This window comes from Citrobacter sp. Igbk 17 (assembly GCF_028069775.1).
In the GTDB taxonomy this organism is placed as follows: domain Bacteria; phylum Pseudomonadota; class Gammaproteobacteria; order Enterobacterales; family Enterobacteriaceae; genus Citrobacter.
Genome location: NZ_JANEWI010000003.1, coordinates 97,902 through 120,521 on the forward strand (window position 1 = coordinate 97,902; position 22,620 = coordinate 120,521).

General features: G+C 51.9%; 19 protein-coding genes. 9 read left to right on the top strand and 10 right to left on the bottom strand.

Annotation, left to right across the window (positions count from 1 at the left end; all coding sequences use genetic code 11):
* Positions 1 to 128 precede the first annotated feature (128 nt).
* Both ptsP and rppH read right to left on the bottom strand, forming a co-directional pair.
* Positions 129 to 2,375: a phosphoenolpyruvate--protein phosphotransferase gene (ptsP, locus tag NNO08_RS02715; protein ID WP_115642935.1), complete on the bottom strand. Its 2,247-nt coding sequence runs from the start codon at positions 2,373 to 2,375 to the stop codon at positions 129 to 131.
* 12 nt (positions 2,376 to 2,387) lie between these two features.
* On the bottom strand, positions 2,388 to 2,918 hold the full coding sequence (rppH, locus tag NNO08_RS02720) for an RNA pyrophosphohydrolase (protein ID WP_003825602.1): 531 nt from the start codon (positions 2,916 to 2,918) through the stop codon (positions 2,388 to 2,390).
* Between the two features lie 685 nt (positions 2,919 to 3,603).
* Between rppH and mutH the strand changes: the two genes are divergently transcribed.
* From mutH to NNO08_RS02740, 4 genes are all read left to right on the top strand, one after another.
* Positions 3,604 to 4,299, top strand: a complete 696-nt coding sequence (gene mutH / locus NNO08_RS02725; protein ID WP_271456136.1) for a DNA mismatch repair endonuclease MutH — start codon at positions 3,604 to 3,606, stop codon at positions 4,297 to 4,299.
* Positions 4,300 to 4,373: 74 nt separating this feature from the next.
* On the top strand, positions 4,374 to 5,087 hold the full coding sequence (locus NNO08_RS02730; protein ID WP_040232169.1) for a TerC family protein: 714 nt from the start codon (positions 4,374 to 4,376) through the stop codon (positions 5,085 to 5,087).
* 146 nt (positions 5,088 to 5,233) lie between these two features.
* The gene (gene ygdR, locus NNO08_RS02735; RefSeq protein WP_005123410.1) at positions 5,234 to 5,452 is read left to right on the top strand and encodes a lipoprotein YgdR; all 219 of its coding nucleotides are present in this window, start codon (positions 5,234 to 5,236) and stop codon (positions 5,450 to 5,452) included.
* A 107-nt stretch (positions 5,453 to 5,559) separates the two neighbouring features.
* Complete coding sequence (locus NNO08_RS02740; protein WP_271456137.1) at positions 5,560 to 6,600, top strand: NADP(H)-dependent aldo-keto reductase; 1,041 nt, start codon at positions 5,560 to 5,562, stop codon at positions 6,598 to 6,600.
* 215 nt (positions 6,601 to 6,815) lie between these two features.
* On the opposite strand, the gene lplT is transcribed toward NNO08_RS02740, so the two are convergent.
* On the bottom strand, positions 6,816 to 8,009 hold the full coding sequence (gene lplT / locus NNO08_RS02745) for a lysophospholipid transporter LplT (RefSeq protein ID WP_271456138.1): 1,194 nt from the start codon (positions 8,007 to 8,009) through the stop codon (positions 6,816 to 6,818).
* The gene (gene aas / locus NNO08_RS02750) at positions 8,002 to 10,161 is read right to left on the bottom strand and encodes a bifunctional acyl-ACP--phospholipid O-acyltransferase/long-chain-fatty-acid--ACP ligase (protein WP_271456139.1); all 2,160 of its coding nucleotides are present in this window, start codon (positions 10,159 to 10,161) and stop codon (positions 8,002 to 8,004) included. Before aas ends, lplT begins: the two co-directional genes overlap by 8 nt.
* A 597-nt stretch (positions 10,162 to 10,758) precedes the next feature.
* Between aas and galR the strand changes: the two genes are divergently transcribed.
* Positions 10,759 to 11,787: an HTH-type transcriptional regulator GalR gene (gene galR / locus NNO08_RS02755; RefSeq protein ID WP_271456140.1), complete on the top strand. Its 1,029-nt coding sequence runs from the start codon at positions 10,759 to 10,761 to the stop codon at positions 11,785 to 11,787.
* A 22-nt stretch (positions 11,788 to 11,809) separates the two neighbouring features.
* Positions 11,810 to 12,811, top strand: coding sequence for a LacI family DNA-binding transcriptional regulator (locus tag NNO08_RS02760; protein WP_271449540.1), 1,002 nt, complete (start codon positions 11,810 to 11,812; stop codon positions 12,809 to 12,811).
* A 91-nt stretch (positions 12,812 to 12,902) separates the two neighbouring features.
* On the opposite strand, the gene lysA is transcribed toward NNO08_RS02760, so the two are convergent.
* Complete coding sequence (gene lysA, locus NNO08_RS02765; RefSeq protein ID WP_271456141.1) at positions 12,903 to 14,159, bottom strand: diaminopimelate decarboxylase; 1,257 nt, start codon at positions 14,157 to 14,159, stop codon at positions 12,903 to 12,905.
* Positions 14,160 to 14,276: 117 nt separating this feature from the next.
* On the opposite strand from lysA, the gene NNO08_RS02770 reads away from it, so the two are divergent.
* Positions 14,277 to 15,212, top strand: a complete 936-nt coding sequence (locus NNO08_RS02770; protein ID WP_271456142.1) for a LysR family transcriptional regulator — start codon at positions 14,277 to 14,279, stop codon at positions 15,210 to 15,212.
* Here the strand turns inward: NNO08_RS02770 and NNO08_RS02775 are convergent.
* Entirely contained in the window at positions 15,184 to 15,891 is a 708-nt protein-coding gene (locus NNO08_RS02775) for an aspartate/glutamate racemase (RefSeq protein WP_271456191.1), read from the bottom strand. The two genes, NNO08_RS02770 and NNO08_RS02775, sit on opposite strands and share 29 nt — an antisense overlap.
* Before the next feature lie 141 nt (positions 15,892 to 16,032).
* Between NNO08_RS02775 and NNO08_RS02780 the strand changes: the two genes are divergently transcribed.
* Both NNO08_RS02780 and NNO08_RS02785 read left to right on the top strand, forming a co-directional pair.
* Positions 16,033 to 16,359 (top strand): cupin domain-containing protein, encoded by a 327-nt coding sequence (locus tag NNO08_RS02780; RefSeq protein WP_271449492.1) that lies wholly within the window; start codon positions 16,033 to 16,035, stop codon positions 16,357 to 16,359.
* 196 nt (positions 16,360 to 16,555) lie between these two features.
* Positions 16,556 to 17,443, top strand: coding sequence for an Rpn family recombination-promoting nuclease/putative transposase (locus tag NNO08_RS02785; RefSeq protein WP_271456143.1), 888 nt, complete (start codon positions 16,556 to 16,558; stop codon positions 17,441 to 17,443).
* A 55-nt stretch (positions 17,444 to 17,498) separates the two neighbouring features.
* Here NNO08_RS02785 and araE read toward each other — a convergent pair whose 3' ends face one another.
* From araE to NNO08_RS02805, 4 genes are all read right to left on the bottom strand, one after another.
* A complete protein-coding gene (gene araE, locus NNO08_RS02790) occupies positions 17,499 to 18,917 on the bottom strand; it encodes an arabinose-proton symporter AraE (protein ID WP_202037846.1) in 1,419 nt (472 codons plus the stop codon).
* Between the two features lie 316 nt (positions 18,918 to 19,233).
* Positions 19,234 to 19,995: a 2-dehydro-3-deoxy-D-gluconate 5-dehydrogenase KduD gene (kduD, locus tag NNO08_RS02795; protein ID WP_005123393.1), complete on the bottom strand. Its 762-nt coding sequence runs from the start codon at positions 19,993 to 19,995 to the stop codon at positions 19,234 to 19,236.
* Positions 19,996 to 20,052: 57 nt separating this feature from the next.
* The gene (gene kduI / locus NNO08_RS02800; protein WP_005123391.1) at positions 20,053 to 20,889 is read right to left on the bottom strand and encodes a 5-dehydro-4-deoxy-D-glucuronate isomerase; all 837 of its coding nucleotides are present in this window, start codon (positions 20,887 to 20,889) and stop codon (positions 20,053 to 20,055) included.
* 491 nt (positions 20,890 to 21,380) lie between these two features.
* Positions 21,381 to 22,559, bottom strand: coding sequence for an acetyl-CoA C-acetyltransferase (locus NNO08_RS02805; protein WP_271442356.1), 1,179 nt, complete (start codon positions 22,557 to 22,559; stop codon positions 21,381 to 21,383).
* Positions 22,560 to 22,620: the final 61 nt, after the last annotated feature.

A 22,620-nucleotide genomic window follows, 5' to 3' on the forward strand; every position in this document is an offset into this window, starting at 1 on the left:
TAATGCAGGCGCTCCAAAGGTGCGAATGATAGCACAAGGGGATCGCAGCGGATGCCGGGAAGATGTAAAAGATCTGTATAGGTAATCTTTACCCCCCGTATTGCCTGATGGCGCTACGCTTATCAGGCCTACAATCCTCCGCGAATCAATCCCCCCATGCCACGGCGCTCCATAAAGGCCGCCACCTGATGGCGTACTTCCGTCGCCAGTTGCGCTTCCAGGCTGCGCTGCGCCAGCGTTTGCGCTTCGTCAAAATCGATATGGCGCAGCAGGTATTTCACACGTGCTACAGAACGCCCGTTCATCGATAAATGACGGAAACCAAGCCCAATAAGGATGGTGACACACATCGGGTCGCCCGCCATTTCACCACACAATCGCAAATCGATGCCGCTTTTCTCCGCTTCCTGCGCAATCATCGCCAGCGCACGTAACATTCCCGGATGCAGGCTGTCATAAATGCTGGCAACGCGCGTGTTGTTCCGATCGACAGCCAAAATATACTGGGTCAGGTCGTTGGTCCCGACCGAGATAAAATCGATCCTGTTTGCCAAATGCGGCAACATAAACACCATCGACGGGACTTCCAGCATGATGCCAATGCGTGGTTTTGGGATCTCGTAGCCGATCATCTCTTCCACTTCGCGTCCGGCACGTTCTATCAGGCGTCGCGCTTCATCCACTTCATCAATACTGGTCACCATCGGCAGTAAAATGCTCAGGTTTCCGGTTGCCGCATTCGCACGCAGCATGGCGCGAACCTGGATCAAAAAGATCTCCGGTTGATCGAGCGTTATGCGGATACCCCGCCAGCCAAGGCATGGATTCTCTTCGCTGATGGGCATGTACGGCAGTTGTTTATCGGCCCCGACATCCAGCGTACGCAGAGTTACGGGCTTATCGTTAAACATCTGCAGCATGCCCTGATACTGCGCAACCTGCTCTTCTTCAGATGGAAAGCCGCTTTGCAGCATGAACGGGATTTCAGTACGATACAGCCCGATACCGTCAATTCGGCTACCCAGCTTCTCTTCATGTTCCGGGCTTAGCCCCGCGTTGAGCATCACCTTCACGCGCTCGCCGCTTTTCAACTGCGCCGGTTGATTAACATCATCTTCCGCCAGGCGGCTCAGTTCGATCTCTTCACTAATGAGACGCTGATATTCCTGGATTAATACCGGCTCCGGATCAACCAACAGTTCGCCACGATAACCGTCCACCACCAACGTGCGGCGGTGCAACACAGACGGCTGGATATCAGCCCCCATTACGGTCGGGATCCCCAGCGCACGAACCATAATCGCCGCGTGAGAGTTGGCGGCACCATCCCTGACGACAACCCCTACCAACCGGTCCTGGGGAAGTTCCGCCAGCGTAGTGGCAGACAGCTCATCCGCCACCAGCACGAAACGTTCCGGCCAGGCATTCGGTCCCTGAACAGAGTCATCAAGATGGAACAGCAGACGCTGCCCCAAGGCGCGCAAATCCCCGGCGCGTTCTTTAAGATAGTTATCGCTTAGCGCGGCAAACTGTTCGGCAAACTTCTCAATGATCGTCTTAACCGCCCACTCGGCCACCGAGCCGTTATCCACTTCTGCAAACAACTCGCGGCGCAGACGGGTATCGGAGAGCAGGTGCGAATAGAGATCAAAAATTGCCGCTGTCTCTTTCTGTGCCCCGGCAGCAAAACGCTTACTGTAGCGGCGAAATTCATTCGCGGCTTCTTCCAGTGCGCCAGTCAGACGTTCACGCTCAAGCACCGGATCCAACGTTGAAGCCTGATACACCTGCTCCATCAGCGGCAGCGTGGCATCCTGCCAGCCTTCAGCGATCGCCACACCGGGTGCGGCTGGCAACGCGCGGATACGCGTTTGCCGGTATTGCCCAAATAGCGCGGTTAACTGCGACTGAGACAGAATAGCGGCCATCTGTGTGGCAAGCGTAACCAGAAAAGATTCTTCGCTTTCGTCGTACTGGCGCAACTCACGTTGCTGTACCACCAGGACGCCTAATAACTGGCGCCGCTGGATGATCGGTACGCCTAAGAACGCACGAAAACGTTCCTCTTTCACCGAAGGAATATATTTAAAGCTGGGGTGTTTTTGCGCATCGGCGAGGTTGATAGGTTCCGCCAGCCTGCCAACCAGGCCAACGATCCCTTCATCAAACGCCAGTGCAACAGTGCGACCGCGTGGTTTTTTAAGTCCTCGGGTCGCCATCAGGTAATAACAGCGTCGGTCGTGATCGGCCAGGTAGACCGAGCAGACCTCTGTATCCATCGCAAGACAGATGTCAGTAACCAGAATATTCAACGCCTCATTGAGACGTGGGGCACTGGCCACCTTTTCGACTATTTCGCGCAGGCGGGTGAGCATAATTTGCGTAGCTTAACCTCTTTTACGTCTGTACGCAGGTGCGCTTTGCGGCTTAGGAGTGCTCTCCTGAAGCGCCATCACAACACTTGCGAATTCTTTCATCACCCTGCGATAGACATCGCGTTTAAATGACACCACCTGTCGAACCGGATACCAGTAACTCACCCAGCGCCAGCCGTCGAACTCAGGTGTACTGCTGGTTTGCATATTGATTTCAGCATCGCTGCTGACCAACTGCAGAAGAAACCATTTTTGTTTCTGGCCGATACAAACCGGCTTTGTGTCCCAACGCACCAAACGTTTCGGTAACTTGTAACGCAACCAGTTACGAGTAGAAGCAAGGATCCGTACATCTTTACGACTCAGACCGACTTCTTCAAAGAGTTCCCGGTACATCGCCTGCTCTGCTGTCTCTCCTGCATTTATCCCGCCTTGCGGGAATTGCCAGGAGTGCTGACCAAATCGCCGGGCCCACATGACCTGCCCCTGGCGGTTACAAATTACTATCCCTACATTCGGGCGGTAGCCATCGTCATCAATCACCGGACTACCTCAACATAAACCTTATATACAAACGATTGTTTCACACTCCAGAGGGGCGGTAAACCACTCTGTTAAGGGCGCGATATTCTAATAACAATTGAATAACTCACAGCAAAGGGCCAAGTTATAAACAGAAGATACGCTACATAGGCGATTTTATTCACCTTTTCTGTGGATATAGTTGTGAAGAAGTACGGAATTACTATGGGAAAACCCGGAACAGTCTGAATAAGACATCCGTCACATAACAAAAATAGTCTTATATATTCATTAAGTTAAAAGCAACAACCGTAGCTAAACATGCAGAAATGTGATGTGCATCACGCATACGATCTCCGACCTGATGAAAGATCGACCAGCGTTGGTTTTATCCACAGATTATGCCAATAAGTTAGGCACAATTTGTGTGAAAATTCGATTTTCGTCGCACGTCAAGGCTGTAAATTGAAACAGTAGTGGGGGTTTTTCACAGTTATCCCATCTTTCTGTGGATAACATGGTGTAAGATCCTGTTCATTGTCAGTGACCAGAATTGGAAAACCCAGTTTTCTGTTGCGCAACACTTTACATAAAAATATAAAAACCACTATAAATCATGCAATTGGATAAAGCATGTGGAAAAAGATAAACTCTGTCCACACGGTATAAAATCATTGCTCATTTTTTAACCCCAAGGGTAAACCTGATGCCAGAACTCCATCCATTGCTTTCGCCTCCTGAATCCGAAGCCCAGTTGCTGCACCAGGCACGGCAACTTTCGGGCTACACGCTGGGAGAACTGGCGTCGATGGCTGGACTCGTCGCGCCAAAGGATCTGAAGCGGGACAAAGGCTGGATTGGCGTGCTGCTGGAAATCTGGCTTGGGGCCAGTGCGGGCAGTAAACCGGAGCAGGATTTTGCCGCGCTGGGCGTGGAGTTAAAAACGATCCCTGTGGATAGCCTTGGCAGACCGTTGGAAACGACCTTTGTCTGCGTGGCACCGTTAACCGGCAATACCGGCGTGACCTGGGAAACCAGCCATGTTCGACACAAGCTTAAACGCGTATTGTGGATACCCGTAGAAGGTGAACGCAGCATCCCTGTGGCTGAACGTCGCGTTGGCTCCCCGCTGTTGTGGAGTCCGAATGAAGAGGAAGATCGACAGTTACGTCTGGACTGGGAAGAGTTAATGGACATGATTGTGTTAGGGCACGTCGAACGTATCACCGCCCGTCATGGTGAAGTTTTACAACTACGCCCAAAAGCCGCCAACGCCCGGGCGCTTACCGAGGCTATCGGTGCCCATGGTGAACCGATCCTGACTCTGCCACGCGGATTTTACCTGAAGAAGAACTTTACGCGCGCACTGCTGGAACGGCATTTTCTATTCCAGGCTCAATAACACACCCTGACCTTTCGCCCGTCGCGTTACGCGCCTATAATTACCGCTTCTTTTTTTTGGCAGGACTTTGTTCGATGTTATTTGCATGGATAACCGATCCTAACGCCTGGCTGGCGCTCGGTACGCTGACGCTGCTGGAGATCGTTCTCGGGATCGACAATATTATTTTCCTTTCTCTGGTTGTAGCAAAACTCCCAACAGCACAACGCAATCATGCCCGACGAATCGGGCTGGCGGCAGCGATGGTGATGCGCCTGGCGCTGCTGGCATCCATCGCCTGGGTAACGCGGCTCACTAATCCGTTATTCGAGCTGTTTGGCGAGGCGATTTCAGCGCGCGATCTGATCCTTCTGCTCGGCGGATTGTTCCTGATCTGGAAAGCGAGTAAAGAGATCCACGAGTCCATTGAGGGCGAAGAGGAAGGGCTGAAAACCCGCGTCTCTTCTTTCCTCGGCGCGATTGTGCAGATCATGTTGTTGGATATTATCTTCAGTCTGGACTCAGTAATCACCGCAGTAGGCTTGTCCGATCATCTGTTTATTATGATGGCAGCCGTCGTGATTGCCGTGGGTGTAATGATGTTCGCAGCCCGCCCAATCGGTGAGTTTGTTGATCGTCACCCTTCGGTAAAAATGCTGGCACTCTCTTTCCTGATACTGGTTGGCTTCACGCTAATCCTGGAAAGCTTCGATGTCCATGTGCCGAAAGGATACATTTACTTCGCTATGTTCTTCTCTATCGCTGTAGAGACTCTGAACCTGTGGCGCAATAAAAAAAATCCGCTCTGACAGATACTATCGCTCCCCGCATGGGGAGCGAATACTCCCTGCGCACCTTCCCTCTCTCACAGATTAAGATTTTACTGCTTTCGCCCCGCACAACTTCGCGTTATTACTAAACTAGTGTCAGACGCAGGCCATGTGAGGATAAGCAGATGAAAAAATGGGCAGTTTTAATTTCCGCCGTCGGGCTGGCTTTTGCCGTTTCCGGATGCAGCAGTGATTATGTGATGGCAACAAAAGATGGTCGAATGATCCTGACCGATGGTAAACCAGAAATTGACGATGATACCGGTCTGGTGAGTTACCACGATCAGCAAGGCAATGCGATGCAAATTAACCGCGACGAAGTCTCTCAAATCATTGAGCGTTGATGGTTAAGGTCAGCCACGCTGCTGGCCTTAACAATTTTGCTTCCCTTTTTCCCTTCCCTCAGCCATTTTTATAATCCTTATGTCGTGATTATAAAAAGGAAACGGCTATGCAATATCACCGTATACCCCACAGCTCGCTGGAAGTCAGTACACTGGGGCTGGGCACAATGACGTTTGGTGAACAAAACAGCGAAGCCGACGCACATGCACAGCTCGACTATGCCGTTGCACAAGGCATAAATTTAATCGACGTTGCCGAGATGTATCCGGTACCGCCTCGCCCTGAAACCCAGGGACTCACCGAAACTTATGTGGGCAACTGGCTTGCCAAACACGGCAGCCGCGAAAAACTGATCGTTGCCTCTAAAGTTAGCGGCCCGGCACGTAACAATGACAGCGGTATTCGACCGAATCAGGCGCTGGATCGTAAAAACATCCGTGAGGCACTGCACGACAGTCTGAAAAGACTGCAGACCGATTATCTCGATCTCTATCAGGTCCACTGGCCGCAGCGTCCAACAAACTGCTTTGGTAAGCTGGGATATAGCTGGACGGACTCCGCGCCGGTCGTTTCCCTGCTGGATACGCTGGACGCGTTGGCAGAGTTTCAGCGTGCAGGTAAGATTCGTTACATCGGTGTTTCTAACGAAACGGCGTTTGGCGTAATGCGTTACCTGCACCTGGCAGACAAACATGACCTGCCGCGTATCGCCACTATCCAGAACCCGTATAGCCTGCTAAACCGCAGCTTTGAAGTTGGACTGGCCGAAGTGAGCCAGTATGAAGGCGTTGAGCTCCTGGCCTACTCGTGTCTTGGTTTTGGCACCTTAACCGGCAAATACCTGAACGGTGCGAAACCTGCCGGCGCGCGCAATACGCTGTTTAGCCGTTTTACGCGCTACAGCAGCGAACAAACGCAAAAAGCGGTAGCTGCCTATGTGGATATCGCCAAACGCCATAACCTCGATCCTGCGCAGATGGCGCTGGCCTTTGTTCGTCGTCAGCCGTTTGTCGCCAGCACACTGCTGGGCGCAACGACGATGGAGCAGCTAAAAACCAACGTTGAAAGCCTGCATCTGCAGTTGAGTGAAGAAGTACTGGCGGAGATTGAAGCGGTGCATCAGGTGTATACCTATCCTGCACCGTAACAGTTAGCGCCTGATGGCGCTACGCTTATCAGGCCTACAAAGTGAGCATCCTGTAGGCCGTATACGGTAACGCCGCCATCCGGCACATTCATAGCATACTTATCTCGCACCGCGACGATTAGCGCCTGATGGCGCTACGCTTATCAGGCCTACAAAGTGAGCGTCCTGTAGGCCGGATAAGGCAACGCCGCCATCCGGCAACAGCATACAACAGACTAATGGCGGCGCTGCCAAATCCACAGAGCCGTAATCGCCAGGGCAAACAGCGCACCAAATCCAACGCCAATGGCTACCGCAGGAATACCCACCAACACCGCCAGTGAGTAGATACCGAGCATCAGCAACATCGCGCTGTTTTCACCGAGGTTTTGCACCGCTATCGCATTACCCGCACCGACGCTTTTCTTGCCCCGTTCCTGAAGCAACGCATTCAACGGCACCACAAAAAAACCGCCCAACACGCCGATAAGCATCAGTAAGGCATAAGCTGGCAACAGCGCATGCTGGAGCGAGAAAACCAGGACGACCACGCCGATCAGAATCCCCGCAGGCATGCAACGCGACACCGTTTCCAGCGTCACCAGTTTTGCTGCCGCACCGGCACCCACAACAATCCCGATAGCCACCATAGCGTTAAGATAGGTCGGTGTGGCGTTATCGGTAATGCCCAACGCCACCGGCACCCACAACACCAGAAGAAAACGCAGTGTGACGCCCGCGCCCCAAAACAGGCTGGTTCCTACCAACGAGAAACGTGTTTCGCCGTTACGCCACAGCGAAGAGGCGGCACAGAAGAAACTGCGCGTCATTTTCCCCAAATGCCACGACTGACCGGGGCGAGCCGCGGCCAGTTTCGGGATAAACAGGTTAGCCACCACAGCACCAGCATAAGCCAGGGCGCAGGCGGAAAGCGCAGCAATGACATGCCAATCGGCCAGCACACCGCCAGCAACAGAACCCAGCAAGATAGCGGCAATGGTGGAAGCTTCCATCAGACCGTTGGCTTTCACCAGCTTGTCGCCGGTCGTCAGCTCACCCAGGATGCCATACTTGGCCGGAGAATACGCCGCTGCGCCAATACCCACCAGCGTATACCCCAGAAACGGGTTAAAGCCGAAACAGATACTCGCCGCCCCCAGCAGCTTGAGACCGTTGGCGAACATCATCACTCTGCCTTTCGCAAAGCTATCCGCGACCTGCCCGACAAAAGGAGCAAACAGAATGTAAGCACCCACAAACACCATTTGCAGAATTGGCTGGCTCCAGTCCGGGTAGAACTGCGCCTTGAGCAAAGCCAGGGTAGCAAACAACAACGCGTTATCGCCAAACGCTGACAAAAACTGCGCGGCGATAACGGACATCATCCCTTTTGACCAGATTGAAGTGCTAGTGTGTGCTGACTCACGCATGTTGTTTTTCCGGTTCATCGACCCAGCTTTTCAGTGTGACAAAATCTGGCTTACCGCTGCCGAGCAGAGGGAGTTGTTTCAGGTGGCGGATATCACGCGGTACGGCAAGCTCTGGAATGCCGTGGATGCGCGCATACTGGAGTAATTTTTCACGGGTCAGCTCGCCGTCTGTAGTAAACAGCACCAGCGCTTCCCCTTTACTGGCATCGCTCTTGATAGCCGTGGCATGCATTTTGTCAGCAGATACCGCCAGCGCCAGTTGTTCAACCATTTCCAGTGACACCATCTCACCGGCGATTTTGGCAAAGCGCTTGGCGCGCCCCTGAATCTGTACAAAGCCATTTTCATCAAAGCGCACGACATCACCGGTATCGTACCAGCCGTGTTCTATCTGGCCCTGGGCATTTTCTGCGGTTGGGACTTCCAGTACACCCGGCTTTTCGACGCGCAGATAGCCGCTCATAATATTAGGGCCTTTCAGCTGTAAACGCCCGCCATCTTCAATACCAGGCACCGCCAACAGTCGGGCATCCATACCAGGCAGAATGCGCCCTACCGTTCCCGATTTCGCCGCCATTGGTACGTTAATCGACACCACCGGCGCACATTCCGTCACCCCATAGCCTTCAAGAACGCGGAGACCGAATTTCTCCTGCCACAACTGCTTCGTGCTGTCTTGCAGCTTTTCGGCCCCGGCAACAACATAGCGCAGACGGTGGAAATCATAGGGATGAGCAAACCGCGCATAATTGCCAAGGAACGTTGAGGTACCAAACAACACGGTGCAGTTACGGTCATATACCAGCTCAGGAACGATGCGGTAATGCAGCGGACTGGGGTACAAAAACACTTCAGCACCGGTCAGCAACGGCGTAAATAACCCTACCGTCAGGCCAAAGGAATGAAATAGCGGCAATGCTGACATAAAGCGATCGTCGGCGGTGAAATCGGCAATCGTCTTAATCTGTTCGACGTTCGCCAGGAGGCTCTTATGGCTGTGTACAACACCTTTCGGGTGGCCTTCTGATCCCGAGGTAAAGAGGATCACCGCGGCCTCTTCCGGCTGCTGTTTCACCTGTGCCAGGTGCGGAGCCAGCAGATGTGAAAAAATCCACAGCTTATCGCCAAAGGTCACATCGGCCTTCAGGTCTTCCAGGTACACCCAGCGCACTTGAGTAAGTTGTTCCGGCAAATGCCAGAGCTTGCCTTTATCGAGAAACTGCCGGGAGGTAAAAATGGTTTTGATTTCTGACGCGGTAATGGCGCTGGTTAACCCCTTCACACCCGCGGTGTAGTTCATCATGGCCGGGATACGTCGACGCGCAATAGCACCAAAAATAACCGCCGCGCTGATACCCGCATTTGGCAGCATCAGGCCAATTCTTTCCCCCTCGGCGCTGTATTTTTCCAGAATACGTGCGACAAACAGCGTTTTCGTCAGCAGTTTGCGATAGCTGTCCGGCGTGAAATTAATATCTTCAATGCAGTTTTTGCCTGCGCCAAACCGGTATTTTGCCGCCAGCAGAGACTCGTATAACGTTTCACGCGGGCGGACGGCCATACGCGCTTCCATCATAATCTGATGCAGCATTTCACCGGCCATTTTGCGACGATCGCGCGCGCGCGGCGCTTCCGGCATCGGCAATGACGTTGGCGGTAGGATATGGATGCTGATTTGCGGGAAGAATCGCTGTTTAACCAGACCTTTCAGACGGCTGAAATGGGTCAGTTCCGCGCCTTCAATACGCACAGGCACCACCGTCGCCTTTGATTTTGCGGCAACAAACCCGGCACCGTCGTAGATTTTCATCAGTGAACCGCTGGTCGAAATACGCCCTTCCGGGAAGATAACCACCGGACGTCCCTGTTCAACCAAGCGTACCAGATGTTTAATCGACATCGGTTTGGTTGGGTCTAACGGTACGAAATCAATCAGTGGAGTGAGCCAGCGCATATACCATTGCTGACTAATAGAAGTATAAACGGCAAACACAGGGCGAATCGGTAAAAAGAGCGCCAGCAGGATACCATCGATAAATGAGACATGGTTAGGCGTGATTAAGACACGTTCTCCCCGTAGCACGCTGACATCGCCCGTGACGCGAACACGAAAAAGTACGCGAAACAGCTTACGAAAAAAGCCAAATAGCATCTCAACTCCCTGTGCCATTAATTATATAAACATCAATGATGGGAGAGTATACGAGTTGGGGAATGGGCGCGACAGGTAACGGGTAAATAGAGTCCGAAAAAAAACCTGCGCATCCGCGCAGGTCGGTGCAAGAGACAGGTACGAAGTGCGTACCGAATAATCTCACCAATCAATACCTCTGGGATCTTGATTGTGGTCGTCACCGCGCCGTTCCGCCAGTTGGAAAACGCAAAGGAATGAACCCAAGTGCAACGAGTTGTGTAAATTATCGGTTACTGTTACAGATACGCTGAACGCAAAAAAAAACCTGCGCATCTGCGCAGGCTGGTGTAAATCTTGTGATCAACCCGAAAGTTGATTTCACCTATCAATACCTCTGGGATCTCAACTTTATCAATCCGCTCTCTCCCCTCACCAGCGAACAATCGCAACAGCACATCGCAAAGTGTAAGCAAAGGTTTTCATTTTCAATTTTCTGTCTTACTTCGCTCGTGTCCGCTCACATTTGCGACGTCCTGACGGGCAATCTGCTTGAACAGACAGCCGTTTTCCGTAACACTGACGGGATGTAAGCGTTTACCCACAACAGGTACTATCATGGCGACCATAAAGGATGTAGCCCGACTAGCTGGTGTATCAGTCGCCACCGTTTCTCGAGTGATCAATGACTCCCCCAAAGCCAGCGAAGCATCGCGTCTGGCTGTAATGAGTGCAATGGAATCACTCAGCTACCACCCCAACGCCAATGCGCGTGCGCTGGCACAACAATCAACTGAAACCGTCGGTCTGGTAGTAGGTGATGTGTCCGATCCATTCTTTGGGGCAATGGTTAAAGCTGTCGAGCAGGTGGCCTATAACACCGGTAATTTTTTACTGATTGGCAACGGCTACCATAACGAGCAAAAGGAACGTCAGGCGATTGAGCAGCTTATTCGCCACCGCTGCGCAGCCCTCGTGGTCCACGCTAAAATTATCCCGGATGCCGAGCTCGCATCATTGATGAAACAGATCCCCGGAATGGTACTGATCAACCGAATCTTACCGGGATTCAAACAACGCTGCGTTGCGCTGGACGATCGTTACGGTGCGTGGCTGGCAACCCGTCATCTTATTCAGCAGGGCCATACGCGCATCGGTTATCTGTGTTCCAACCACAGCATTTCAGATGCGGAAGATCGTTTGCAAGGCTATTACGACGCGCTGGCGGAAAGCAATATTCCGGTAAACGATCGACTGGTCACGTTTGGCGAGCCCGATGAAAGCGGCGGCGAGCAGGCAATGACTGAGCTGCTTGGTCGCGGCAAAAACTTCACGGCAATCGCCTGCTATAACGACTCAATGGCGGCGGGCGCTATGGGTGTGTTAAACGATAATGGCATTGATGTACCGGGCGAAATCTCGCTGATTGGTTTTGATGATGTATTGGTTTCACGCTACGTGCGCCCACGGCTGACGACGGTACGCTACCCTATCGTGACGATGGCAACCCAGGCCGCCGAGCTGGCGCTGGCGCTGGCCGAAAAACGTCCGGTCCCGGAAATCACTCACGTCTTTAACCCAACGCTGGTACGTCGGCATTCCGTTTCAGCGCTGACAGAGCCGGGAAATTCTTCGTCAAACGATTAATCAGGATTGCGTCATGACAACGATGTTAGACGTTTCACGACATGCTGGCGTATCGAAAGCGACCGTTTCACGCGTACTTAATGGTACGGGGCAGGTTAAAGAAAGCACGCGCCAGAAAGTCTTCAAAGCCATGCAGGCGTTAGATTATCGGCCTAATTTTTTAGCCCGCTCACTGGCAAACCGCACCAGCAACAGCATTGGTTTGGTGGTGTCTACATTTGATGGATTCTACTTTGGTCGTTTGCTGCAACAGGCATCGCGCCAGACGGAATCTCACGGCAAACAGCTGATTGTCACCGACGGCCATGATACACCAGAGCGTGAGCAGGAAGCTGTTCAAATGTTGGCCGACCGACAGTGCGACGCCATTATTCTCTACACCCGCTACATGAGCGAAAAAGCGATTATGTCGTTGATGACCCGCATTGATATGCCATTGCTGGTCATTAACCGCGACGTCAGCCAGGCCCGCGACCGTGCGATTTTCTTTGAACAGGAAGACGCGGCGTTTCAGGCAGTCGATTACCTCATCTCGCAAGGACATCGTGATATTGCCTGCATCACCGTCCCCGGCCATACGCCAACCGGTAAATCCCGGTTGATGGGATATCGTAAGGCACTGGAAAAAAATGGTATTCCCTGGGAACCCACCAAGGTCAAATACGGCGATTCAACGATGACCAGGGGCTATGAAGCCTGTCGTGAATTGTTGGATGAAGGGGTGAAATTCAGCGCACTGTTCGCCTGTAACGATGACATGGCGTTAGGTGCATCGAAAGCATTACATCAGGCTGGACTAAAGATCCCCGAGGATGTTTCGCTGTTCGGTTTTGATGATGCGCCCAGCGCGAAATGGCTGGAGCCAGGACTCTCCACTGTCTATCTGCCGATCGATACCATGATAACCACGGCAATCGATCAGGCGATTCGTCTGGCTAATGACGAAGACGTAGAACCCATTCCACCGTTTACGGGCACCCTGGTGTTGCGTGACTCCGTAACGCCTGGACCGTACTTTAAGTAATCAGAGGCCGGATGGTGACTTCGCTTATCCGGCCTACAGACCCACCGTTAATTTCGGAGGCCGGATAAGCGTAGCGCCATCCGGCATGCAATCAGATAAGCTCCAGCGCCAGTAGCTCTTCAATGGTCTGGCGACGACGAATCAGTCGCGCCACGCCGTTATCAAACAGCACTTCCGGTAGCAGCGGGCGGCTATTGTAGTTCGACGACATCGATGCGCCATACGCACCGGTATCATGCAATACCAGGTAATCTCCCGGCACTACCGCAGGTAATAGACGGGTTTCGACTTTGCCACCTTCCTGTTGGGTAAAAACATCGCCCGATTCGCACAGTGGACCGGCAATCACCGTCTCAATCTGCGCCGCATTATCCAGCGAGCGGCCATCCCCGGCCAGTGCGGAGATATGGTGATAGCTGCCGTACATTGCTGGCCGCATCAGATCGTTAAAGCCAGCGTCGATCAACACGAAGTGACGACTGCCCATCTCTTTCACACTGCGCACCTGCGCCACCAGAACACCCGCTTCCGCCACCAGAAAGCGTCCTGGCTCGATCTCAAGCTTCACCGGATGCCCCAGATGTTTGGCTATTTGATCGCGTGCCGCGCTCCACAAACCAAAGTAGTGATCGGTGTTGATCGCCTCTTCTCCTTCGCGATACGGGATCGACAACCCGCCGCCCGCGGAGATCGCCTCCAGATCCTGACCGAACTCGACAACCTGACGCACCATCGCGCCGCATACCTGTTCCAGATGGCCGTAGTCCACACCGGATCCGATATGCATATGAATACCCACCAGCTTCAGTTGGTAGCGCTGGATTACTTCCAGCGCCGCCGGTAGATCGCTGTACCAGATACCGTGTTTGCTGTTCTCGCCGCCGGTGTTGGTTTTTTGACTGTGCCCGTGACCAAAACCTGGGTTGACGCGCAGCCACACGCGATGGCCTGGCGAATCCTGACCCAGTTGTTCCAGCATATCAACCGACCCGGCGTTTACAGGAATACGTAGCTCATACACCCGGGCCAGCGTCGCCTGGTCAATCATATCGGCGGTAAAGACGATCTCATCATTTCCCGGCACGAAACCTGCCGCCAGCGCACGTTCAATCTCACCAAGCGAGACGGAATCCACCTTCACGCCCTGCTCGCGCATCAGGCGCAGTATATGAATATTCGAGCAGGCCTTTTGGGCGAAACGCACCACATCAAACTGACTCAGTTTGGCTATCTGCGCGCGGATAATCTGCGCATCGTAAACCCATACCGGACAGCCGAATTCGGCGGGCAGACGCAGCAGGTTATCTGCGGTCAGGTCAGTATCAGTGCTGTTGAGTGGGCGTGGCATGGTGTGCTCCGGTATTGGCTTTTTTATGATTACGCCACAGCACGAAGAGAATAAAAAATATCGTTTTATCGCGAGTCTATGCAAAAATGATATGGGATGTTTATTTGAGGATCGACAATGCCCGCCGTTAACTTACGCCACATTGAAATTTTTCACGCCATTATGACAGCAGGCAACCTGACGGAAGCCGCACGGATGCTGCATACGTCGCAGCCTACCGTCAGTCGCGAGCTGGCAAGATTTGAAAAAGTTCTGGGGTTAACACTGTTCGAACGTACGCGAGGTCGGCTGCATCCTACAGTGCAAGGTCTACGCCTGTTTGAAGAGGTGCAGCGATCCTGGTATGGCCTGGATCGGATCGTCAGCGCCGCCGAAAGCCTGCGTGAATTTCGTCAGGGTGAGCTGTCGATTGTCTGTCTGCCCGTGTTCTCACAGTCCTTTTTACCTCCGTTGCTACACCCCTTCCTCACCCGCTACCCACAGGTTAACATTCAGATTGTGCCGCAGGAGTCGCCGCTGCTGGAAGAGTGGCTATCAGCACAACGTCACGATCTCGGGTTAACTGAGACCCTGCATACCCCCGCTGGGACTAAACGCACTGAGTTACTGTCGCTGGATGAAGTGTGCGTGCTGCCGCAGGGACATCCGCTAACCGGGAAAGCAGTATTAACACCGCAAGATTTTCAGGGGGAAAACTATATCAGCCTGTCGCGCACCGACAGCTATCGCCAGTTGCTGGATACCCTGTTTAATGATCATCAGGTCAAGCGCCGAATGGTAATAGAAACGCACAGTGCCGCATCAATTTGTGCGATGGTGCGTGCCGGCGTGGGGATCTCAGTAGTGAACCCGCTGACCGCACTGGATTACGCAGGCAGCGGGATTGCCATCCGGCGTTTTAGTGTTTCGGTACCTTTTACCGTCAGCCTCATTCATCCACTGCATCGTCCGGCATCCGCGCTGGTTGATGCTTTTACGGCACATCTACAGGCCCATCTCCACCGGCTTACCGATCCACTGGATGCTATTTTGCAGTCTCAGGTGAAAGCATAAACGTCACAGCATCCTGCGCATGGATCGCCGCGGTATCGAAGACCGGCAACGGGCTCATTTCAGTGGGAACCAGCAGGCCAATTTCGGTGCAGCCGAAGATCACCCCTTGTGCACCCTGACGAGCCAGTCGCTCAATCACGCTCAGGTAGTAATCACGGGACGTTTCGCTAAATTCACCAAGGCACAGTTCCTCGAAAATAATCTGGTTTATTTTCTGTCGGTCATCAGCGTCAGGGATTAGCGTGCTAATGCCAAATTCCGTCTGTAAACGCCCACGATAGAAATCCTGTTCCATGGTGTAACGCGTGCCCAACAACGCGACGTTACTCATCTTCTGCTGTTGTATGGCCCGCCCCGTTGCATCGGCAATGTGCAAAAACGGGACATCGCAGGCCGTTTCAATGGCCTCGGCCACTTTATGCATGGTGTTGGTACACAGCACAATCCCTTCAGCACCCGCTTGCTGTAACCCCACCGCAGCCTGCGCCAGGATCTCCCCTGCCCGCTGCCAGTCACCGTTCGACTGACAGGCTTCAATCTCATGGAAATCGACGCTGTGCAGCAGAATCTTCGCAGAATGCAGACCGCCCAGACTCTGCTTAACCCCTTCATTAATCAGACGATAATAGGGAATAGTGGATTCCCAGCTCATTCCGCCTAACAGACCAATCGTTTTCATCATTTGCCCTTATTCGTGGTTGTCCTCCCAGTGAACCAAAGATGTGATCAACTTTCCACATCTGTCGGCGCACATTTCCTTTTTTTATTTTCTGATATAAATTTAATGAAATAATGTTTCATTTTATTGCGAGAATACCGAATGTTTATTTTTCATAAAGAAACCACGCTTGAAGATCTGGGTAACGGCGTTACCCGGCGTATTCTGGCTCACGATGGCAAAATGATGGCCGTGGAAGTGAATTTCGAGCAGGGCGCAGTTGGCCCGATGCACAACCACCCGCATGAACAACTCACGTACGTTTTATCGGGTGAGTTTGAATTTACGATTGGGGAAGAAAAGCATGTTGTCAGTGCAGGAGACACCCTGTACAAGCAACCCAATATCATGCACGGCTGCGTCTGTTTAAAGCCGGGGACATTGCTTGATACCTTCACGCCCATACGCGAAGATTTTCTGCACGGGTAATTTCGCTGTTCTCAAGCCGTGCTACTGAACGGTTTGAGAACACGCTAAAATGCGTACTCAGTTCCCTAAAAATGAATGCGTTACAAGGTGGGGCATTTTCCTTCGATACCAGCTCGCATAAGCGTTAATCACCCAATGCGCCTCGCCATGTGGGCGATTACAGTCACGTTATCTTAATTAACGGTGACGGATCGCCATGACAAAAATGACAACAGCCACTCCACATGACGCAGTCTTCAAACAGTTCTTGTACCATCCCGATACCGCAAGAGATTTTCTGGATATCTATCTTCCATCAACCTTGCGGGAGCTATGTGATCTGCAAACGCTAAAACTGGAATCAGGCAGTTTTATTGAGGATAGCCTGCGAGCCAGCTACTCCGACGTGCTGTGGTCATTAAAAACAAACGAAGGCGATGGGTATATCTATGTTGTTATCGAGCATCAGAGTTCGCCAGACGCTCACATGGCATTTCGGCTGATGCGCTATGCCATGGCTGCAATGCAACGCCATTTGGATGCTGGCCATAAAACATTACCTTTGGTGATACCGATGTTGTTTTATCATGGCGCTCTCAGCCCCTACCCCTTTTCACTCTGCTGGCTGGATGAGTTTGACGATCCCGCACTGGCACGACAGCTTTACTCAGCAACATTTCCGCTGGTGGATATCACAGTAATACCCGATGACGAAATTATGCAGCATCGCCGTATAGCACTGCTGGAATTGATGCAAAAACATATCCGCAAGCGTGATTTAATGGGGTTAGTGGAGCAACTGGTCTCATTGCTGGCTACGGGATACGCTAATGACAGCCAGCTCAAAACGCTATTTAATTACATGATGCAGTTTGGAAATACGCCTCACGTTGATAAATTTATCCGTGAGGTTGCCCATCGGGTACCACAGCAAAAGGAACGTCTGATGACTATCGCGGAAGTCTTGCAACAGGAAGCCAAACAACAAGAGGCATTACGCATTGCCCAGATGATGTTAGCGAATGGTATTAGTCATGAAATTATACTAAAGATAACCGGGCTGTCTGCTAAGGATCTCCTCGTCAGGCAGGCGGCTCCACAATGAAATAGGTAGCAATGGAAGCCCGATAATCAATTGATCTATCGGGCTTCCTGCTCACTTACACCCCAATATCTCTTAACTTCTCGCCAGCCATCAGCTTACGTTCGATGTGTTCCAGCGTAACGTTTTTGGTTTCAGGAATAAGCCAGAAAGTAATACCAATAAATACGACGTTCAGTGCGGTATAAAGCCAGAACGTACCCGCGGCGCCAATACTGTCGAGCAACGTCAGGAAGGTTGCGCCGATAATCATGTTCGACACCCAGTTCGTGGTGGTGGAACAGGTGATGCCAAAATCGCGACATTTCAGCGGCTGAATCTCAGAACACAGGATCCACACCACCGGTGCGGCGCTCATTGCATAACCGGCGATACACATCATGGTCATGCCGACTGACAGCCAGGAAAGTCCACTGGATGCGGTGCCGTTATCAAACTGCATCAGGCAATAGCCGAGGACCAGGGTCCCAATGGCCATCACGCTGAAACCAATTTTCAGTGCCGGTTTGCGTCCGGCTTTATCTACTGTAAAAACAGCAATAAAAGTCGCGAACATAAAGGTTAAGCCAACGACTAATGTCGCAATCATCTGCTGTTCAGTGGTGGTAAAACCGGCCATTTTAAAAATGCGCGGCGCGTAGTACATAATGATGTTCATCCCGGTGAACTGCTGCATTGCCTGCAACAACATCCCGAGGAAAACCGCACGCCGTACGTTTCGGTTAATTTTAAACAGTGCCCAACCGCCCTGCTTCAGCTTCAGACTTTCACGAATTTCGTTCAGCTCATCACGGGCCTTTTCTGACGTATCACGCAACATGCGTAATACTTCTTCTGCTTCAATATGGCGACCTTTCTCTGCCAGCCAGCGCGGGCTGTTAGGCAGGAAAACGACCAGAACAATCAGCAACACCGCCGGGAGCGCCAATACACCCAGCATAGCGCGCCAGTTACCGCTGTAGCTAAACGCGGTATCGGATAAAAAGGCCAGCACAATGCCCAACGTAACCATCAGTTGATACATACTGATCATCTTACCACGCACATTCTCACTGGCCATTTCAGACAAGTAGAGTGGCGCAGTGTAGGAGGCGATACCTACGGCAACGCCCAGTACCACGCGGGCAACAATGAGCATTTCCACGCTGGAAGCCAATGCCGACCCCAGGGAACCCACGACAAACAGGATCGCCCCGGCCATCAGGCTGTATTTGCGCCCCAGTCGGAATGACAACCAGCCATTAAACAGCGCACCAATTGCCGCACCCAGCATCATACTGCTCACCACCCACTCCTGCAGACGGCTGGTCAATACAAAGTGATCGGTGATAAAAGGCAACGCGCCGGCAATTACGCCGATATCGAGACCAAATAACAACCCTGCGACAGCCGCAGAAATAGAGACAAACAAGTTCATACGTCGCGTATCGCGCTGCGTACGTGGTGTTAAAGCAGCTTCATGATTAATTGAGACCATTTTTTCCTGCCAGATACAGAGTAAGCCATGTCGATGAAAGTAAGGGATCCCTTGCAGGAAGCGTCAGGCGGGAAACGGCAAAAACATGGATGAAATTGCTGCACCACATCGTTATGTGATGGATATTCCAATTTTAAAATTTACCGCTAATTACTCAATTAAATTTAATACACTGATATTAAAGAGTATTAATTATTACCAATCCATACATATGTAATTATGTATGGATTAATTTATAAACAGAATATGGATTAAAATAACTTAAAACCAAAAAAAACCCTGCCATTGGCAGGGTTTTTTGATGCTGGACGATAAATTAACGCGCCAGCCAGCCACCGTCGACCGCAACGGTATAACCGTTAATGTAGTCAGATGCGCTGGAGGCCAGGAACACAACAGGCCCCATAAGATCGCTTGGCAGACCCCAACGACCCGCTGGGATACGATCGAGAATTTCGGCGCTACGCTGCTCATCAGCACGCAGCTGCTGCGTGTTATTGGTCGCCATGTAACCCGGTGCGATCGCATTCACGTTGATGTTATGTTTTGCCCACTCGTTGGCCATCAGACGCGTTACGCCCATTACGCCGCTTTTTGACGCGGTATAAGACGGAACACGAATGCCGCCCTGGAAGGAGAGCATAGAGGCGATATTAATAATTTTACCGCCGTTACCCTGGGCAATGAAGTGCTTCGCCGCCGCCTGAGACATAAAGAACACGCTCTTAATGTTCAGGTTCATCACGTCGTCCCAGTCTTTTTCGCTGAAGTCGATAGCATCTTCACGACGGATAAGACCGGCGTTGTTCACCAGAATGTCGATATGACCGAATTCTGCAACCGCACGCTCCAGCAGTGCCGGAATACCATCAATCTGACGCAGATCGGCGGTCAGGCTTAAAAAACGGCGGCCCAGTGCGGTAACACGTTCGATGGTTTCAGTCGGCTCAACAATGTTGATACCCACGATATCACAACCCGCTTCCGCCAGACCCAGCGCCATCCCCTGACCCAAACCGGTGTCACAACCCGTCACAACGGCGACTTTACCTTCAAGAGAGAATGCATTCAAAATCATTGTAAATCCTTATTTTTTATAATGCCCGTCACAGACAGGCTGAGTAGCCGCCCGCGACTAGCGCAGATCTTTGACTGCAACGTGGTCCATATCATCAAAGACCTGATTTTCGCCAACCATACCCCAGATGAAGGTATAGGCTTTCGTACCCACGCCAGAATGGATAGACCAGCTAGGGGAAATTACCGCCTGCTCATTGTGCATCACGATATGACGCGTTTCCTGAGGTTGCCCCATCATGTGGAAGACACAGGTGTCTTCTTCCATATTGAAGTAGAAATAGACTTCCATACGGCGTTCATGGGTATGGCACGGCATGGTGTTCCACAGGTTGCCTGGCGCCAGTTCGGTCAGGCCCATGCTCAGTTGGCAGGTTTCCAGTACGTCCGGCACAAAATACTTGTTGATGGTACGGCGGTTACTCGTGAGATCATCACCCAACGTCACTGGCGCAACGTCGGCTGGAGTCACTTTTTTGGTTGGATAAGTCATGTGTGCCGGCGCGCAGTTATAATAGAACTTGGCGGGTTTTGCAGGGTCAATGCTGGCAAAAACAACTTCTTTTGCCCCTTTACCGACATACAGCGCATCGCGATGACCAATTTCATAGCACTGGCCGTCAACAGTAATCGTGCCCGGCCCACCGATGTTGATCACGCCTAACTCACGACGCTCCAGGAAGTAGGTTACGCCCAGTTGCTTACCCACTTCGCCACCCACGGATACGGTTTTTCCCACTGGCATAATGCCGCCAACAATAATGCGGTCAATGTGGCTGTAGACCATGGTGTATTCGTCAGCAACAAACACTTCTTCTACCAAAAACTCATTACGCAGCGCCTGGGTATCCAGGGTTTTAGCATGCGCACTATGGATGCTTTGTCTTACGTCCACATTTACCTCCAGTGATAAATTGACCGTGAATTCTTGAGCGATAGCAAAACGCCGTTCCGTTTTACCTAATGCGTTCATGATATCCCTCCCCGAACGGGTTTTCAATTATAACTAAAACGATGTTTCACTTTTTCCGCATCTTATTATCAAAAGTGTAATTGCGATCACGCTAGCCTGGGTAAACTACGAAAGCAGCACCAAAGAAAACAAATAAAACACAAACAAAACAGTTAGTTATAAAGATACAACAAAGAGTAGGTAATAAGAGGGACAAGTAGCGTTGTGAAAAAACAGCCCTGCTGAAGAGGAATTCACACACCTTTTCTTACAAAGTGCGTTGTGAATCACACGAAATGAAACGCCGTTTTGATAAGTTAACGTTGTTTTAGAGTGGATGTTTCTGTAACTGGCCTTGCCCTCCTTGTGGAGGGCTTTTTTACATGAACCGGAACTGCGCGATGGTGGTGTATCTGATAGGGGATTTTAAAGACTTAATCACGTTCGATGGCAAGTGCAACGCCCTGGCCACCACCAATACATAACGTTGCCAGCCCTTTATGCGCCCGGCGTTTAACCATCTCGTGGACCAACGACACCAGAATACGGCAACCAGAGGCACCAATTGGGTGGCCGAGCGCAATGGCCCCACCGTTCACATTTACCCGACGCTCGTCCCATTCCAGCATTTTCCCAACGGATAATGCCTGCGCAGCGAATGCTTCATTGGCTTCAATCAAATCGACGTCCGCCAGTTGCCAGCCGACGCGCTCAAGGCAGCGACGCGTCGCGTACACTGGCGCAATCCCCATGAGTGCGGGGTCAACGCCGACACTGGCAAAAGCGCGAATACGGGCCAGTACCGGTAAATTCAACGCCTGCGCTTTGGACTCGCTCATCATCATCACGGCGGCAGCACCATCGTTTATCGATGACGCATTACCCGCCGTTACCGAACCGAGCCTGTCAAAAGTGGGGTCCAGACGCGCCAACCCTTCGGCGCTGGCATCGGTGCGCGGTTGCTCATCGGTATCCACCACAAAGGATTGCCCATTACGCTGGGTCACCACCGGCACGATTTCATCTTTAAAACGTCCTGCATCAATCGCCATACGCGCTTTGTGCTGAGAACTCAGCGCGTAGGCGTCCTGTAATTCGCGGCTGATACCATATTCCCGTGCCAGATTTTCAGCGGTAACGCCCATATGATAGTCGTTGAAAGCATCCCACAGTCCATCATGAACCAGGCTGTCGACAAGTTGACTGTTACCCAGTTGCGCGCCAGTGCGGCTGTCGGTGAGGACGTGCGGTGCGCGACTCATGTTTTCTTGCCCGCCGGCTATCACGATATCAGCTTCACCACACTGGATAGCCTGAGTCGCCAGGTGCAGCGCTTTCAAACCTGAACCACACACATCATTAATGGTAATAGCGGAAACGGTATTGGGTAATCCACCATTGATAGCAGACTGGCGCGCCGGGTTCTGTCCGGCCCCCGCAGTGAGGACCTGACCAAGGATCACCTCATCAACGGCGTGAACATCCACGCCAGTGCGTTCCAGTAATGCCCTGACCACCATGCTGCCGAGTTCAACGGCAGAGTGGCGCGCCAGCGTTCCCTGGAAGCAGCCAATCGGTGTCCTTAACGCCCCCACTATCACAACCTCTTTCATCACCACCTCAGCGCAAAATAACATCGCAATAGTAGATGATTGTTAAAGATAGTTATCGTAG

Excerpts from the sequence above, each read along its gene's own strand:
- ptsP (WP_115642935.1), bottom strand. The coding sequence starts at position 2,375 with ATGCTCACCCGCCTGCGCGAAATAGTCGAAAAGGTGGCCAGTGCCCCA.
- mutH (WP_271456136.1), top strand. The coding sequence starts at position 3,604 with ATGCCAGAACTCCATCCATTGCTTTCGCCTCCTGAATCCGAAGCCCAG.
- NNO08_RS02730 (WP_040232169.1), top strand. The coding sequence starts at position 4,374 with ATGTTATTTGCATGGATAACCGATCCTAACGCCTGGCTGGCGCTCGGT.
- ygdR (WP_005123410.1), top strand. The coding sequence starts at position 5,234 with ATGAAAAAATGGGCAGTTTTAATTTCCGCCGTCGGGCTGGCTTTTGCC.
- NNO08_RS02740 (WP_271456137.1), top strand. The coding sequence starts at position 5,560 with ATGCAATATCACCGTATACCCCACAGCTCGCTGGAAGTCAGTACACTG.
- lplT (WP_271456138.1), bottom strand. The coding sequence starts at position 8,009 with ATGCGTGAGTCAGCACACACTAGCACTTCAATCTGGTCAAAAGGGATG.
- aas (WP_271456139.1), bottom strand. The coding sequence starts at position 10,161 with ATGCTATTTGGCTTTTTTCGTAAGCTGTTTCGCGTACTTTTTCGTGTT.
- galR (WP_271456140.1), top strand. The coding sequence starts at position 10,759 with ATGGCGACCATAAAGGATGTAGCCCGACTAGCTGGTGTATCAGTCGCC.
- NNO08_RS02760 (WP_271449540.1), top strand. The coding sequence starts at position 11,810 with ATGTTAGACGTTTCACGACATGCTGGCGTATCGAAAGCGACCGTTTCA.
- lysA (WP_271456141.1), bottom strand. The coding sequence starts at position 14,159 with ATGCCACGCCCACTCAACAGCACTGATACTGACCTGACCGCAGATAAC.
- NNO08_RS02770 (WP_271456142.1), top strand. The coding sequence starts at position 14,277 with ATGCCCGCCGTTAACTTACGCCACATTGAAATTTTTCACGCCATTATG.
- NNO08_RS02775 (WP_271456191.1), bottom strand. The coding sequence starts at position 15,891 with ATGAAAACGATTGGTCTGTTAGGCGGAATGAGCTGGGAATCCACTATT.
- NNO08_RS02780 (WP_271449492.1), top strand. The coding sequence starts at position 16,033 with ATGTTTATTTTTCATAAAGAAACCACGCTTGAAGATCTGGGTAACGGC.
- NNO08_RS02785 (WP_271456143.1), top strand. The coding sequence starts at position 16,556 with ATGACAAAAATGACAACAGCCACTCCACATGACGCAGTCTTCAAACAG.
- araE (WP_202037846.1), bottom strand. The coding sequence starts at position 18,917 with ATGGTCTCAATTAATCATGAAGCTGCTTTAACACCACGTACGCAGCGC.
- kduD (WP_005123393.1), bottom strand. The coding sequence starts at position 19,995 with ATGATTTTGAATGCATTCTCTCTTGAAGGTAAAGTCGCCGTTGTGACG.
- NNO08_RS02805 (WP_271442356.1), bottom strand. The coding sequence starts at position 22,559 with ATGAAAGAGGTTGTGATAGTGGGGGCGTTAAGGACACCGATTGGCTGC.